The 14,987-nt window shown below is 39.1% G+C and carries 14 protein-coding genes; 8 read left to right on the top strand and 6 right to left on the bottom strand.

Translation table 11 applies throughout. The annotated features are described in order from the left end of the window. Window positions 1-291 precede the first annotated feature (291 nt). Entirely contained in the window at window positions 292-1,143 is an 852-nt protein-coding gene (locus H6G74_RS26250; protein WP_190970445.1) for an oxygenase MpaB family protein, read from the bottom strand. A 284-nt stretch (window positions 1,144-1,427) separates the two neighbouring features. Here H6G74_RS26250 and H6G74_RS26245 point away from each other — a divergent pair, with 284 nt between their 5' ends. The 3 genes from H6G74_RS26245 (at window position 1,428) to H6G74_RS26235 (ending at window position 4,027) form a co-directional block, all read left to right on the top strand. Then, a complete protein-coding gene (locus tag H6G74_RS26245) occupies window positions 1,428-2,033 on the top strand; it encodes a TetR/AcrR family transcriptional regulator (protein ID WP_190970444.1) in 606 nt (201 codons plus the stop codon). Next, a complete protein-coding gene (locus H6G74_RS26240; protein WP_190970443.1) occupies window positions 2,020-2,409 on the top strand; it encodes a tautomerase family protein in 390 nt (129 codons plus the stop codon). The genes H6G74_RS26245 and H6G74_RS26240 overlap by 14 nt, the downstream gene beginning before the upstream one ends. A 139-nt stretch (window positions 2,410-2,548) precedes the next feature. Beyond that, entirely contained in the window at window positions 2,549-4,027 is a 1,479-nt protein-coding gene (locus H6G74_RS26235; RefSeq protein WP_190970442.1) for an NB-ARC domain-containing protein, read from the top strand. 8 nt (window positions 4,028-4,035) lie between these two features. Here H6G74_RS26235 and H6G74_RS26230 read toward each other — a convergent pair whose 3' ends face one another. Together H6G74_RS26230 and H6G74_RS26225 are read right to left on the bottom strand one after the other, a co-directional pair. Next, window positions 4,036-4,620 (bottom strand): Uma2 family endonuclease, encoded by a 585-nt coding sequence (locus H6G74_RS26230; protein ID WP_190970463.1) that lies wholly within the window; start codon window positions 4,618-4,620, stop codon window positions 4,036-4,038. A 139-nt stretch (window positions 4,621-4,759) separates the two neighbouring features. Then, window positions 4,760-5,398 carry a peroxiredoxin gene (locus H6G74_RS26225; protein WP_190970441.1) on the bottom strand — a complete coding sequence of 213 codons (639 nt, stop codon included), beginning with the start codon at window positions 5,396-5,398 and terminating at the stop codon, window positions 4,760-4,762. 293 nt (window positions 5,399-5,691) lie between these two features. On the opposite strand from H6G74_RS26225, the gene H6G74_RS26220 reads away from it, so the two are divergent. The 5 genes from H6G74_RS26220 to H6G74_RS26200 all read left to right on the top strand — a co-directional run bounded on the left by H6G74_RS26220 (window position 5,692) and on the right by H6G74_RS26200 (window position 10,360). Then, window positions 5,692-7,404: a VWA domain-containing protein gene (locus H6G74_RS26220; protein WP_190970440.1), complete on the top strand. Its 1,713-nt coding sequence runs from the start codon at window positions 5,692-5,694 to the stop codon at window positions 7,402-7,404. Between the two features lie 24 nt (window positions 7,405-7,428). After that, window positions 7,429-8,154, top strand: a complete 726-nt coding sequence (locus tag H6G74_RS26215; RefSeq protein ID WP_190970439.1) for a hypothetical protein — start codon at window positions 7,429-7,431, stop codon at window positions 8,152-8,154. Window positions 8,155-8,190: 36 nt separating this feature from the next. Beyond that, window positions 8,191-8,745 (top strand): hypothetical protein, encoded by a 555-nt coding sequence (locus H6G74_RS26210; RefSeq protein WP_190970438.1) that lies wholly within the window; start codon window positions 8,191-8,193, stop codon window positions 8,743-8,745. Window position 8,746: 1 nt separating this feature from the next. Beyond that, window positions 8,747-9,868, top strand: a complete 1,122-nt coding sequence (locus H6G74_RS26205) for a substrate-binding domain-containing protein (protein ID WP_190970437.1) — start codon at window positions 8,747-8,749, stop codon at window positions 9,866-9,868. Between the two features lie 141 nt (window positions 9,869-10,009). Then, window positions 10,010-10,360, top strand: a complete 351-nt coding sequence (locus H6G74_RS26200) for a hypothetical protein (protein ID WP_190970436.1) — start codon at window positions 10,010-10,012, stop codon at window positions 10,358-10,360. Window positions 10,361-10,589: 229 nt separating this feature from the next. Here H6G74_RS26200 and hpsP read toward each other — a convergent pair whose 3' ends face one another. From hpsP to hpsL, 3 genes are all read right to left on the bottom strand, one after another. Next, window positions 10,590-11,777, bottom strand: coding sequence for a hormogonium polysaccharide biosynthesis glycosyltransferase HpsP (gene hpsP / locus H6G74_RS26195; RefSeq protein ID WP_190970435.1), 1,188 nt, complete (start codon window positions 11,775-11,777; stop codon window positions 10,590-10,592). A 79-nt stretch (window positions 11,778-11,856) separates the two neighbouring features. Next, window positions 11,857-12,879: a hormogonium polysaccharide biosynthesis glycosyltransferase HpsN gene (gene hpsN / locus H6G74_RS26190; RefSeq protein WP_190970434.1), complete on the bottom strand. Its 1,023-nt coding sequence runs from the start codon at window positions 12,877-12,879 to the stop codon at window positions 11,857-11,859. Between the two features lie 86 nt (window positions 12,880-12,965). Continuing rightward, window positions 12,966-14,624 carry a hormogonium polysaccharide biosynthesis protein HpsL gene (gene hpsL, locus H6G74_RS26185; protein ID WP_190970433.1) on the bottom strand — a complete coding sequence of 553 codons (1,659 nt, stop codon included), beginning with the start codon at window positions 14,622-14,624 and terminating at the stop codon, window positions 12,966-12,968. Between the last annotated feature and the right edge of the window lie 363 nt (window positions 14,625-14,987).

Raw genomic sequence — 14,987 nt, 5'->3', positions numbered from 1 at the left:
TTCTTCAAGATTAAATTCATAAAGCTCAGTATCTCAGGAAAATTACGGTTATAGATGGTCTCAGTACTTACGCACAAAGATTTTCTGTAGAGACTGGGTAGGTAAAAGAGTGATATCTTGTCCGGTAAAAGACTTATCATATAGACCGCAGGGAGCAGGGAGCAGGGGGGAGAAAGAGTTTCGTCTTTCTGCACAGAACAGATATGCGTCCTTCATAACTGATTTGTCGGACATGATATGAAAGGGTGTGGGGTATAAGTGTATGAACCACACCTCACAAAAGCTACAGAATCAAAAGCCTACCTCTGACCCCACATTAGCTATCTCGTAACCATTCGGGTAACTGCGGATAGGAGAATCAATATAAAAATTAGTCTGAGTCCGGGGTGGAAGCCAGTGGATGAATTTGGCGCGGAATTTGAGGATTTTGACCATAACAGAACGCAGCCACGGAGAAGGATGTTCAAAACCAAAGGCATCCAGCATTGTCTCATCAAGTAAGGCATAGATGATTGGTTTCAAAGGTTGTCGCATCCACCAAGGAAACCAACTTAAAAATAAAGCAAGTGTTGATTCTCCAATACGGTGGTTTGTTTCAGAATAGCGAAAATTTTCCTTTTCGTAGTCGAGTTTATAGCGTTCAAACTCTGCGTAGGTTTCGGGAATTTTTTCAATGTGCATCTTCTTACCGACTTCTCGCCAAAAGTAAAAAGACGCTAATTTTTCTTGTTCGCACATCAACCGCCAACCAAAATTAGCATTCCAGTCGATAGGATCATAAATAAAGGTCGAAAGCACATATAAAAAATCGGCGTTGTCAATTTTAAAGCGTCCGTGGATGGCGTTCATCCGTTGCAATGCTTGTTGACCGCGATCGCTCTCATAACCCCATTTAACAATTTCTACCAACAAAATCGATGTGTCGTCATAGCGTTTTTGTGGACGCTGATGAAATTCTTTGGTCTGATCGAGTAATTTAGATATGCTGGGAACACAGTAAGTTCGCATTAAGGCCATTTCGAGCGATCGCTGCATTTCCCACGAAAATTCATAACCCGACATCAGATAATATATCTGGCTATGGTCGGTTACTGGGTCAAGTTGCTGAATCCGATTTAAGTTTTGGTAACGGTTGGGAAGCATAATTCATCACCATGACTGTATTTATTGTTAATCATCTCTGTCATGATTGATTTATAATTTTTTATTATGTTATTTTTAATCAGACCAATCGGTCTGTAAAATTGACATAAAGACTTAAAAATGCTGAATATACACTCACCACTCAGCACTTTTCTATATAGGACTCATATTTGATTTATGAAAAAAATCAGTACACCCAAATCAAGCTTCTTTCCTACTCCCTACTCCCTATTCCCTACTTCCTGCCTGCACAACTAGATTCAGAAATCAAATCGGATTACTATATGTCCAAAGGCGAAGAAACAAAAACTCGCATTCTCCAACAAGCGGCGGAACTGTTTAACCAACAAGGATATGCGGGTTCGTCGATTTCAGATATTATGCGTGTTACCGGATTGCAGAAAGGCGGAATTTACAATCACTTTTCTAGTAAAGATGAACTAGCACTCCAAGCCTTTGATTTTGCGATCGCCCTGGTCAGTCAGCGAACAAAAGCCGCAATTAGGAGTAAACATCATGCAATAGAACGTCTAGAAGCGATTATGGAAGTATTTAGCAGCTTTGTTGAGTATCCGCCCATTAAAGGTGGTTGTCCACTGTTAAATACAGCAATTGAAAGTGATGATGCTCATCCAGCATTGCGCGATCGGGCGCAACAAGCAATGAACTCTTGGCTTAATTTAATTTCTCAAATTATTACCAAGGGAATTAATCGGGGTGAAATTCGTTTTGATGTGAATCCTGATGAAGTCGCCACTATTATTATTGCTACTTTAGAAGGTGCAATAATGATGAGCAAATTATACGACGATGTAATTCATATCCAAAGAGTAATTACTCACTTAAAACAGTATATAAACACTAATCTTAAAAGCTATGGTACAAGTTAAAGTATATGGTTTAGCTGATCAACTAAATCCTATTAAATCAGATTTATCTCACATTATTCATACCTCACTAGTTGAAATTTTAAAAATTGCCCATGAAAAGAAATTTCAGCGATTTTTCCCTTTAGACGCAGAAAATTTTTACTATCCTCAAGACAGATCATATAATTATTTAGTTATCGAAATTGTTATGTTTGAAGGACGCTCAGTTGAAACCAAAAAAGAGCTAATTCGGAAGTTAATTAAAGATATTTATGAAACCTTTGGTATCTCTGTTAACGACATTGAAATCACCATTTTTGAAACTCCCAAATCTAACTGGGGTATTAGAGGTACAACCGGAGACGAATTAAATTTGAATTATAAGATAGAAGTTTAAATTATGCCTAAATGGTAAATCAAAATACAACTCCCCATAATTATCTAGATTGGATAATTTATAATTTATTTGCCTGATGCTTAACTGAACTTTATTGGTCTTTAATAGATGTTTAAAAATCTGCTCAGTTAACAGATATATGTCAAACTCGCTCAAAGCATCAACAACTGGACTGGCAATTGTAGACAAGGCGCGAAAACGTCTTGGTTGGACGAAAACTAGTACGGCGCGTTGGTGGCAAGATGCTCATACTTCTAGAGCTAGTTTACGGCGATTTTGGCAGGGCGATCGCATTCAACAAGAAATTTTTATCGCTATCTGTCAGGCTGTTGGCATTAATAATTGGCAAAGTATCGCAGAAATCCCTAACGCAGACTTCGAGGAAACCGCTACACAATACCTCGACTGGGATGAAGCACCTGATGTTGAAAGTTTTTATGGACGCAATCAAGAATTAACTCAGTTAGAAGAATGGATTGTAAGCGATCGCTGTAAACTAATTATCATCACAGGGATGGCTGGCATTGGCAAAACGGCTCTGGCTCTGGCTTTGGCTGATTATCTTCAGTTAAAATTTGATGCTTTAATCTGGAAAACGCTTCATTTTGCACCATCCCTAGTTTCGCTGTTAGATGGACTTCTCCACACCTTTAAGCAAACTCCGGTTGATGATTTTTCCCAAGATACCGCAAAACTCATTCACCATCTACAACAGCGTCGGTGTTTATTAATACTTGATGGGTTGGATGAGTCAGAGAAACACTATCATCAATTTATCCAGCAATTAAGCCGCACTCATCATCAAAGTTGCATTATCCTCACCAGTCGAGAACAACCAAATATTATTGAGTCGAATAGTAAAACGGTTCGCAGTCTAACTTTAACAGGATTGCCAAAAGCTGCGGCAGTGGAACTATTGCAAGCGAGAGGATTCACAGGTAAGGAAATCGGATTATCACCCCTGATTCAACTTTATCGCGGCAATCCTTTGGCACTCAAACTAGTTACGCCATTGATTCAGTCTGTGTTTGGTGGGAATATTGCGGCTTTTCTCAGTCAAAATACGATAGTAATTGGCGATCGCTTGCGTGCTATCCTCAAGCAACAGTTTGAGCAACTGTGTGCTTTAGAACAAAATATTCTCTATTGGTTAGCAATTTGGCAACAACCAATCTCTTTTAGCCGCTTGCAAACTCATTTACTCGTTTCTCTTGACCCAGCTACAATGTTAGATGCTATTGTCAGCTTGGAGAGGCGATCGCTTTTAGAAAAATGGATTTGTAGTGATGCACCAGCTTTTACTTTGCAACCAATGGTGATGAAAATTGTCACTGATGAATTAGTAGAACGTGGGACTCAAGAGATAATTCAGGTGATGCAGAGTCAAGATATCGCTGATTTTAAAGTTCTGCGAACCCATTGGTTACTTCGTCCGGGTAGTGATGATATTGTCGGCGATCGCATTTTGTATCAACTACAAGAAAAACTCTGGCAGATTTATGGGGCAAATCTCGTACAAAATCTCCAGCAAATTCTATTACTTTTAAATGATAAATCACCTTTAGCAATTGGTTATATTGCTTGCAATATCACAACAATTATTAATCGATTAGGATAGTAATATAGCTACCAAATTTTAGACATATTCAAGGAAAATCCTGGTAAAACTGGATCTGCGCTAACTGTCTCAGGACTTTCTAAACATTCTTCTGGTTGATGAGGACGATAAATATAAACTCGGCGGTGTTTGCGGTCAATTAAAAAACCTAACTGTACCCCTGGCTCTTGCATATACTCTGCCATTTTATCTTTGAGGGGTTGGAGATTATCGCTAGGCGATCGCAATTCAATGACAAAATCAGGACAAATAGGTGCAAATCTTTGTTGTTGTTCCGATGATAAAGCATTCCACCGTTCTAATTTCATCCAGGAAGCATCAGGAGAGCGTTTTGCACCCGTGGATAATGTAAAGCCTGTACTGGAGTCAAAACAAATACCTGTACCGTCTTTTTCTGACCAAACTCCTACCTGTAAAGCTACATTAAAGTTACGATTTCCTGTTTCTGAACCCGTAGGCGGCATAATTGAAATTTCTCCAAATTGATTCATTTCAATGCGTAAGTCACGATTAACTTGACAGAAATCAAAGAATTGTTCATCTGTCATTTGCATTGATGGCGGCATTTGAATCACTAAGGAAGATGACAGCATCATAGTTCAACATCTGACTTTATTTTCCATTCTTACGTAAATACAAAAAAACGCAAAGATAAAGCTTTGCGTCTTGTAAACAAATTGACTTAAAAATTTATCTACTCAATATTGAGTAGTTATTCTCACTCAGCAATCATTATTTGTTAGGTTGAGGAGTTAACCGCAAATAGGGTTTGACTACTTCGTAACCTTTGGGGAATTTTTCTTTCAAGACTTCAGGGTCTTTGAGGGAGGGGACGATAACAACCTTATCGCCATCTTTCCAGTCAGCAGGGGTGGCTACGCTGTAGTTATCGGTGAGTTGTAGTGAATCAATTACCCGCAACAGTTCATCAAAGTTGCGTCCGGTGCTGGGGGGGTAGGTGAAGGAAAGACGCAGTTTTTTGTTGGGATCAATTACAAATACGGAACGCACTGTGACAGCTGCGTTAGCGTTGGGGTGAATCATATCGTAAAGGTCAGAAACTTTACGATCTGCGTCTGCCAAAATGGGGTAATTAAGGGTGGTGTTTTGAGTTTCTTCAATGTCACCTACCCAGCCGTTGTGAGATTCTACATCATCAACGCTGAGGGCGATCGCTTTCACATTGCGCTTGTCAAATTCTGGCTTAAGTTTCGCAACTGTACCTAATTCAGTTGTACAAACTGGTGTGTAGTCAGCAGGGTGAGAAAACAGCACCACCCAGCTATCACCAGCCCATGTGTAAAAATCTATGTCGCCATGTGTAGAGGCTTGTGTAAAGTTGGGTACTGTATCACCAAGACGGAGAGCCATATAAGATTCCCTGTAGATAAAGAGGCAGATGTAGTCTACTTTGCCATCATCCCATAAAACATCGGTTTCCCTATCGGCTTTTAGCTATTTGTTACAAAATTTTAAGTCTTTAGCACGGAGGCAGGGAGAGATGCAGTGTAACTAGATGCGGCTTGATTATTATACAGATATAATGTTTATCTTTTACACTTAACCAATTAACTGAAAATTAACTTTTTGATCGCACAATAGAAGCAGAATTTACTATTTGATTGCAGAGATTGCTAGATTACTCATGATTTTGGGAGAAGTGCATGGTTTTTCAAAGGTCTCGGTTTGTTACCAATCTTGTAGCAATCTCTACTTTAGTGTTAGTCACGGGGTGTAACACTGATTCAACTTCTGATAATAATTTTTCAGGGTTAACAGTCAAGTTACTGGTTGGTAGTGCTTTGGGTGACTTTTGTAATCAAGCGGCGAAAAATTTTAATGCTACCCAACCAAAGCTAGATAATGGTACAGCTTTTCGAGTGAAATGTGAATCTTTGGGTAGTGGTGATGTTGTGACTGAGGTAGTTGCTTTAGCCAATCAATTGCAAAAGGGTACAGTCCAAGCCGACGCAGCAGATTTTCCCACAATTATTTCTCTGGATGGAGATATATATCACAGTCAGTTAATTTACCGGATGAATCAACTATTTCCGGGGAAAAATTACATCCCAGAAATCACAGAGTCGTCACTGGTTGCGAACACGCCAATGGTTTTTATGGCGCAAGCTGACATCGCCAGTGGTTTGCGGAAAGTTGCAGATCCTTATAAAGCTTTGGTAACGGCTAAAACTCACCGTGATATTGACCCAACTTCGCCACCTTTGACAGTTCATTATGTACATTCTGCCCCGACTCGTTCTAATTCTGGGTTGCAAACTCTGGTAGCCCAATACGCCAGCGTCTCAGGTAAGCGTCCTGAAGAAATTACAATGGCGGATGTACAGAAGTTTCAACCCCAAATTCAACAAATCCAAAGCAAAATTACTCGTTACGGGGTTTCGACTAATTCTCTCGCCCAAGCAATGGTCAAGAATGGGCCATTTTGGGCTTCGGTTGGTTCAGTATACGAATCAAGTGTAATTGTAGCTAATTCCGGTTTAGCAACGGGACAGCAGCGTTATCAAGCAGTTTATCCCAAAGCTACTTTTACCTCTAATATGCGGGCAATTATCCCGAATGCACCTTGGGTCAGCACAGATGAAAAGGCTGCTGCGGAAAAGTTTATCACTTATTGGCGATCGCCAGAAACTCAAAAAATTGCGACTGATTTGGGTTTACGTCCCGGAACCCCAGGAGTCGCATTAGGTGCTAAGTTTAGTCCCGAATTTGGTGTAGAAGCCCAAGCTAAATATGATTCACTGCGTCCACCAAAGCCAGAAGTTGTTGATGCAATGTTGAAATCTTGGCAAGAATTAGCGAAAAAACCTTCTTTAGTGGTGGTGGTTGTTGATTCTTCTGGTTCAATGTCGGGTGATAAATTGCCTGCTGTACAAAATACTTTACAAAACTATATTAAGAATTTGGGGCCGAAAGAAAAAATTGCCTTGATTGATTTTGATTCGGTAATTCGTCCGCCTGTATTAGTCGATGGTACACCCCAAGGACGCGATCGCGGTTGGCAATTTATCAATGGTCTTCGGGCTGATGGCGGGACAAAATTATACGATGCAGCTTTAGAAGCAAGAAATTGGTTACAACAAAATCTGCGTCAAGATGCAATTAACGCTGTGTTGATATTAACTGATGGTGAAGATGCTGGTTCAAATATTAGATTGAATGAATTAGAAGAAGAATTGCAAAAAAGCGGTTTTGCAACTGACCAAAGAATTGGATTTTTTACGATTGGTTATGGCAAAGAAGGCGAATTTAAACCTGATGTTTTGAAAAAAATTGCTGAGTTAAATGGAGGATATTATTCTCAAGGTAATCCTGAGACGATTTCGCAGGTTATGTCAAACTTACAGGTGGAGTTTTAAAGGCAAAGGTACGCGGAGTTTTTTATGGTGAAGTTAGTCAATCCGTTGTATTATCCGGTGGCTGTTTTGGTTGGTGGTTTGACTCTGTTTGTTGGGGTGCGGTTGGGAAATTTATCTAGTCTGGTGATGCTACCTGTGGCGACTGGTGTGACGGTGGCTGGTGCGAGTTTTTTCAAATCTCGTGAAGGTGAGGTATTAGAGTTAGATAATCCAGCTTTGGAACGGGAAATATTAGCGGTTAAATCATCGGCTTTGGCTTTAGCTAACCAATCTCAGGCTATGCGGTTAGAGGTGCAGAAACTATTAACTGATACCTTTCATATGGAACTGTTGACAACGGTTTTAATCAGTTGCGATCGCGCCGCAGAACTTCCTAGTAAACTTGATAAATTAGAAGTTAGTCTACACCACACAAATTCACTCCTTTCTATCGAAGCTTTACAACAGCAACTTACAGAAGTCAAAACCAAATTACCAAATAGTTCTGGTGTGGCTAAACGACATCTTAATCAGTTAGCAGAAAGTCTCAAACGTAATATACAGTTAGCACAAGAAGGTGAAGATAGCCGTCTATCCAGAGTCATCAATATTGCTACTTTAATTCAAGATTTTGCTGGTATATTGCAAAAACTGCAAACAAAATTACGTACATCTGATTTAATTGATTCTGAGCAAATTAATGCTTTGCAATTAATTGCTGATGAACTCAATAGCCTTGCAGAAAATCTGGATTTAGTAGTAAGACAGTGAAGTTGTAATTTCAGGAATCAAAGCGGATTCCTATATATGCAGAAAAAAATCAGCCATATCAAAAATTGTACCTTTGCTGTCATCTTTGCTGAGTCGTTGATAGTTATCCCTATGTTGGTATTGACACTGGGTAAATCAGTTAACTTAAAATGTCAACGAATTGAACCTAATTATGTCAAATGTCAGCAGCAGTTTAGCCATTTATATGGTTCATGGTCAACTGCACCTACATCATTTAGATTAACTGGTGTGGAAGTAGAAGAGTATGTCTTTAAAGAAGATTTACCTGAAGGTACTTATATTTATCTCAGAACCAATAATCAAGGGGAAGAACTATATTTTTACGGGAGTAATTTAAAAACGGCATTAGCAGATAAACAACGGCTGGAAACCCTACTAAGCAATAATGGTCAATCATCATTAGAAATCACAGTTAAAGATACTTATTTGAGTGCTTTAGATTTTCTGACAACCTTAGTAGGTCTCAACATTATTATTATCTTTTCGATAGCTTTATGCTCCTTAATTATTCTGACTATGTTTGTCTTGGTGCTAGTTACTGTGAGTCACTTCTCTAGCAAAACAAAATAATATGAAAAGCAAAAAATCTCAATTCAAGCGCAGAAAACAAGTTTTTACCTCCGTCGCCATTATCGCAGCTGCATTAGGTTTAACTTACGCCCCAATTCCTGGTTTACAGCAAACAGTGGTCATTGTTAGCGGGACAGAATTACAAGAACCACTGCAACAACTAGAAGCAAAATTTGAGCAAGAAAACCCCAATATCAAGTTAGAACTCAAGTTTCAGGGTTCTCAAGATATGGTTAACAATTATGTTGACCAGAAAAATGATTTTAAACCTGCGGTGTTAATTCCAGCCAATGGGGAAATTTTAACAGAATTGAGCGATCGCCTCCGCACTACCACCCAAACCGAACCGTTTTATGAAACTCCTCAACCACTAGCAAAAACTCTATTAGTAGGTATTGCTTGGCCAGAACGGGGTAAAGTTCTTTTTCCCAATGGACGCTTTCAATGGTCAAAACTAGAACAAGCAATGCAAGCTGGTAACTGGGGAAAAGTTGGCGGTTCAAGTAACTGGGGTAGTTTTGATTTTGTCACCACAGACCCCACTCGTTCTAATAGTGGTCAGTTAACTTTGAACCTGTGGACACAATCAAAGTTAGGTGGTGTTATTAACGCCGATAGTTTTAATAATTCATCAGTCCAAGAACTATTTAGTTTAATCAAAAAATCCGTTTATCAACCGCCTCGTTCTACAGATATTCTCCTACAAGAATTTATTGTTAGAGGTGCTAATGATGCTGATGTCGCTACTGTATATGAAAGTGTAGCTTTATATCGCTGGCAACAATCAGCAGCCAGTAAAGGTAGACCATACCAAGTTTATTATTTAGACCCATCAATTGAAACTACCGCCACCGCAGCAATTGTCAGACGAGATGTAGGCGCAGGTACAGCAAAAGCCGCAAAGCAGTTTTTAGACTTTCTCACCCAACCAGAACAACAGGCTGTATTTGTTCAGTATGGTTTTCGTCCGGTGAATAATAACGTTGATTTAAAAACTGTACCGAATAGTCCGTGGAATCAAAATATTCCTGGTGTAGAAGTCAAGCCGAGTGTGAAAATTCTTCCACCACCCGATAGTAAAACAATTACAGAAATTCAACGCCAATGGGAAAGGGCGAATTAAAGCAATTCGCAATTCGCAATTCGTAATTCGCTTTTTCCGTCTTGTAACGGGAATTTAAAAAGAGTCATAACACTGGTGGCTTGATAGAAGTCTGGGACTTAAACCCCTAAATTTTTTTAGTTGCGGGATGTGAGTTAAAAAATGGAATTCACCAAAGGATTGATAGTATTTTTTGTCATCTTTGTTTTACCTATAGGGATATACTTACAATGTTTTACAGAAAGTGTGTTTATCTTCAATCCTTTAATTGATACTAAATTACCCCCAGGTTTTACCCTGCAAAAGTTCGACAGTATCAAACCAGGAATGAGCAAAGCTGAAGTATCAAAAATTTTATCAGCACCAAGGTATTCATCAGATGATGGACTTTCTTGGCGTTATGGTGAAGATGGTGCAGCACCATTTGGTGATTTTGCGTGGTTTGAATTTACAATACACTTTGATGAAGCCGGAAAAGTGATGAAAACAGAACGCCAAACATTTCATGACTAAATTTTTAGGTGTTGCATAAATGCGGGATGAATTCAGATGTCGAAGCAAAATGAAAGATTAATTTTTCGCGCCTTTGCGCCTACCGCAAGCGGAACGCCTAGCGGCGAATGCGCGAAACAAAATTCATCCCCTTCAGGACTTACGCAAAAATTGCCAAAAAGCTTAATTTATCGAACCGCCAAGTCGCCAAGAACGCCAAGAATTCATAGAGTCTGCGTAAGTCCTACCCTTAATCAGCAACGCCAATTTTTACAGTCAATTGCTGATAAGCTTGAATCATTTGGCGTGCGATCGCATCCCAGCTAAAATTTTCTAAGGCATATTTTTGAGCATTTTGTCCCCGACGTTGGCGTTCTTGGGGATTTTGCATAGCTTGTTGCAATAACTCCAACAACGAAGATACATCAGTTTGACCCACCCATCCCGACTGACTATCGCCTACTTGCTGCCAAATATGCACCTGGTCAGAAATCACTACAGGTATCCCAGCTACCATAGCCTCAGCCACCGCAATACCAAAGTTTTCGTAGTAAGAAGGTAAAACAAATAAATCAGCCGCTTGCAGTAACCCAGCTTTCAATTCACCACTGACAAAGCCTGTAATGGTAGTATGCGATCGCAATGGTGAATTTTCGATTTGAAATTTGATTTTGTTTTCATAGTCTGGGTCTTGAGGATTTGTCCCAGCTAAAACAAAATGAAACTTGCAATCATTTGCCAAGAGTTTTTCTAAAGCTGGAATCAACAAATTCAAGCCTTTTTTGGGGTCAATACGCGACATAAATAGCACCAAAGGCACATCTTCCGGTATACCTAACTGACTGCGTACTGCACTTGATGAAATTCTTTGCGTCGGTTTTACACCCAAAGGAATTACTAAATCTTTGGTATTGACTCCAAATCTTGCTGATATTTTTGCTTCTTGTTGACTAGTGAAATGAATTGCTGCTGCACCTGCTAAATTTTGGCGTTCAATCAACTCTACATACAGCTTTTTTAATTGTTTTTTCTTCTGTAAATCAGCCGGATCAAGAGTACCTAAAGGACGCAAAATATAAGGTAATTTTTTTTCACGACATACCGTCGCGGCTGCACTACTAATAGGCGAAAATAAAGCATGAATATGTGCTAAATCAAATTCGTTAGCATGACTTTTTAGCCAATTGAGTAAATCCAGCGAAAATTTATAGCGACGAAATGGCGCACAGCGAAAGTAAATTATTTCATAACCGTCTTGTTGAATTGGGCGATTTAAAGGTACATTTAAAGGCTGTTGACCAGTATCACCATTACTATCAGTTGTCAGAACAGTAACTTTTATACCTTCTTTTGCTAAAGCAGGCGCTAACCCTAGTACCATTTGGCTAGGGCCACCATAAATTAAAGAAATCGATGGAACAATTTGTAGTATACGCATTTTAATTTAATTTTATTCAGAAGCTCAGATCCTCGACTTCTTTAAGAAGTCGAGGATCTAAAAACTGCAACAGCAATTTTCAATTAGCAGATATAGAAGGTTGTTTATCAACAACTAACATTTGGGATTGTTGATCCAACCTAGTATAAATCTGCCCATCATTCCAGATAGATTGAATTACACTAGATAACGCATTCATAAAACCTAAAACATAGAACATCCCACGGGACAAAATCGCCACAAAAGAACCACTCTTATTACAAGGTGGATGTCCTAAAACCTGACAATCAAATAAACTAGCAGATAGTTGTAAAAATTCACTAAAAGTCAAGCTCTTCAACGCCATCAAAAAATTATTGTGATAGAAGGTGAATTGATATTTTAGCGATCGCGTACTAATATCATGACACCCGCCTGTTTCTTCACCTAAATGAATTAAATGTGCTTCTGGGTCGTACCAAATCTTATATCCTGTCTGTCTGATTCGTAAACAAAAATCCGATTCTTCCCGTACAGCACTCCCGCGAAATCTCTCATCAAATCTCAGTCCATACTTACTAAAAATCTCACGGCGGAATGACATATTACAACCCCTCGCTGTTAGCACCTGTTGGGGTTTAATCGTATGAACTAAATCCAGATAATGCCAAGCAAGACCAGGATTCATGGCTTGGGGAGGAAGGTATTCAATCTGTAATTTACCTCCAGATTCGCTTAACTTCATTCTGTCAAAAACTCGCCCAGCCACAGCCCCAATTTCTGGGTTTTGTAGATAATTTCTCCCATGAGCCATTAAAAACCCAGGCGTTAATTTTACATCATCATCAATAAATAAAATTATGTCTCCAGATGACCGCCGCACACCATAATTTCGCGCCCCAGGTAAACTAGCCCAATTCAACCGAAACCATTGAATTTTACCGGAAGCAGCTACTTCTTCTAGATAAGCTTGTACTTCTGGTTGGTGTTTTGGCGATTGATCTACTACCAAAACTTCAAAATGGGGATAGTCTTGATTGAGAACATCCACAATACTATCTTTTAGTGGTTCTTCTCGTCCGTAGGTTGGGATGATTACAGAAATTAAAGGCAAATCATTCATGTAATTGAATTCTCAAATAAATTGGTTACTTTGATAGTAGAATTACCCGTGGTTATATTTGTAAAATCTCAAAGAAATCAAATCAATTAAAACTTGATTTTTAGACGTTTCTTTTTGTTTGTGTTTTCAGGATCAGCATCTTCTTTTTCTTGTTTATCCAGTATGGGTAACTTAAATAGTATTCCCGCAACAAACCAGTAATACACAGCTACCGGATCAACATCTAAAGGATAGTAGTAGGTGTTATAACTAATAAACAATATAAACACCCAAAGAGATGCTCCGTAACTGCGGAAATTACGGTTTTTTATGGAACGATAAGTCTTAAAAGCCGTAAATGTCAGGACATTAACTAAAGCGAAAAAACCCAATACACCAAAAATCCCAACTTCATATAAAACCTTGGGATAGTATGTCTCCACTAACTTAGTCTCACCCAAAGCCCTCGCCGAGTTAGTTGCTCGACCTAAACCACTTCCTATGGGAGTATCTACATTTTTCCAGTTTTCCGCAAATTGGGCAATAATAAAGTCTTGTGGCGGTGAAGCATTCCAGCGTACCAGAAAACTATCAAGTCGTTCTTGCACAACTACCGGGTTAGTCACAACTGCAATTCCCAAAATTAATGCTAGTCCTACCCCAATAGGGATAAACCTTTTAAAGTTAGCAATTTGACCAGTAAGTAATAGCAGCATCACAAAGCAAGTCGGTACTAAAGCTAAAGCGATTCTTTGTCCCGAAATTACTGCATTGACGAAGATTAAAGCTAAAGAACCTAAACTTGTTAACCGCCAAAAAATTGACGGATCAGAAAAACCTGTAGCAAAGGCAAAAAAGGTACTAGAAATTAAAAACCATGCCCATTGCCAAGGTGCAACAAATGTTCCAGGTAGACGAATAATTCCTTGGCTGGGACTATAAACTAAAGCTCCACCAAAATAACATCGGGCATCAAGTGTAGCTTTAAATAAAGCCGCACCTTCTAAATTTCTTGTACCTTCACAAATGCCAACTACTAATAGTATGTATTGCAGAAATCCTAATGCACAGCAAATGATGATGAGAATAATTTGTAAGCGTGTTATCCTCAGAAAATCTTTTTTATCACGAATGAGATAATAGGCACAAGTGATTAAAGGTACATAACCTAAAAATACTTTTAAACCTAAAATTCCTAAGCCGATGGGTATTTCTTTAACAGGTGTTTTGAATAAACCTGCGGGTGGGGGGTTAAGTTGCTGTCCACCATTAATAAATACCAACGTTAGTAAGCTGGAAGCCAAGACAAAATACAAAGGAATTTGAATTGCTTTGGGGATAACAAATGGCAGCTTTTGTTGGCGGCAGATTTGCCAAAGAGCGATCGCGGCTGGAATGTAAAATGAATCTTTAGCCAATTGGAGAATCGGACTATTACCAATGTAATAGGTAATGGTGCCGCCAAAGGGGACATATATGATAAAGCCAATTAGCGCCTGACGGGGGTATTTATAAGAAAAAGACATAACCAATACCCCCAAGACAGCAGGTAATGCAGCCTTAATACCGGCAAATAAAAACAGCAAAAAACCTAAAAATAACGCACCAGATAAGGATTTAGTCAGCAAATCCATAAATTCTTTGCGGGCTTTATTTGCTTGACGCTTTTGGGCTAACCTTTCTTGGAGGCTAAGAGTCGGTGCGTCCTTTTTAGGCTGCTTTTTCGAGTTTTTTGATTTCTGGACTTTTGATTTTACTTTTGCCATAGCAGCGCCCTAGCCTGTTAGCCTTTGTATAAAAAGTGCTGGTTAATGAGTCAGAAATACTAAGTTTTCCAGTGCTTTTCTTTAGTTGATGATGGCTAATTCTTCAATCTTGAAAGTTAAAACCCGATAATAACATAGATAAAGCTGGTGTCTAATGAGACTCAAAAACTTGCTACCACTAGCGACTGTCTTAAAAGTCAAGTGATCGGGAGCAAAGAAATGGAGAAAGATTGATAAAAGGTTCTAATTTACGCCTTATGTGAGATGGGGTAGCAAAAAAGAAGGGGAAACCACAAGATAAAGGTAACGACACCAAAGCTTGAGGTCTCCCAATGAATATGGTAGACGGTTCGACCCTGTTGA

The organism is Nostoc spongiaeforme FACHB-130, assembly GCF_014698475.1.
In the GTDB taxonomy this organism is placed as follows: domain Bacteria; phylum Cyanobacteriota; class Cyanobacteriia; order Cyanobacteriales; family Nostocaceae; genus Nostoc_B; species Nostoc_B spongiaeforme.
The sequence above is the reverse complement of the archived record's forward strand: the minus strand, read 5'-3'. Positions and strand labels throughout refer to the sequence as shown.

Bases quoted from the DNA above. Each gene is read 5' to 3' on its own strand.
- H6G74_RS26250 (WP_190970445.1), bottom strand. From the start codon at position 1,143: ATGCTTCCCAACCGTTACCAAAACTTAAATCGGATTCAGCAACTTGAC.
- H6G74_RS26245 (WP_190970444.1), top strand. From the start codon at position 1,428: ATGTCCAAAGGCGAAGAAACAAAAACTCGCATTCTCCAACAAGCGGCG.
- H6G74_RS26240 (WP_190970443.1), top strand. From the start codon at position 2,020: ATGGTACAAGTTAAAGTATATGGTTTAGCTGATCAACTAAATCCTATT.
- H6G74_RS26235 (WP_190970442.1), top strand. From the start codon at position 2,549: ATGTCAAACTCGCTCAAAGCATCAACAACTGGACTGGCAATTGTAGAC.
- H6G74_RS26230 (WP_190970463.1), bottom strand. From the start codon at position 4,620: ATGCTGTCATCTTCCTTAGTGATTCAAATGCCGCCATCAATGCAAATG.
- H6G74_RS26225 (WP_190970441.1), bottom strand. From the start codon at position 5,398: ATGGCTCTCCGTCTTGGTGATACAGTACCCAACTTTACACAAGCCTCT.
- H6G74_RS26220 (WP_190970440.1), top strand. From the start codon at position 5,692: ATGGTTTTTCAAAGGTCTCGGTTTGTTACCAATCTTGTAGCAATCTCT.
- H6G74_RS26215 (WP_190970439.1), top strand. From the start codon at position 7,429: ATGGTGAAGTTAGTCAATCCGTTGTATTATCCGGTGGCTGTTTTGGTT.
- H6G74_RS26210 (WP_190970438.1), top strand. From the start codon at position 8,191: ATGCAGAAAAAAATCAGCCATATCAAAAATTGTACCTTTGCTGTCATC.
- H6G74_RS26205 (WP_190970437.1), top strand. From the start codon at position 8,747: ATGAAAAGCAAAAAATCTCAATTCAAGCGCAGAAAACAAGTTTTTACC.
- H6G74_RS26200 (WP_190970436.1), top strand. From the start codon at position 10,010: ATGGAATTCACCAAAGGATTGATAGTATTTTTTGTCATCTTTGTTTTA.
- hpsP (WP_190970435.1), bottom strand. From the start codon at position 11,777: ATGCGTATACTACAAATTGTTCCATCGATTTCTTTAATTTATGGTGGC.
- hpsN (WP_190970434.1), bottom strand. From the start codon at position 12,879: ATGAATGATTTGCCTTTAATTTCTGTAATCATCCCAACCTACGGACGA.
- hpsL (WP_190970433.1), bottom strand. From the start codon at position 14,624: ATGGCAAAAGTAAAATCAAAAGTCCAGAAATCAAAAAACTCGAAAAAG.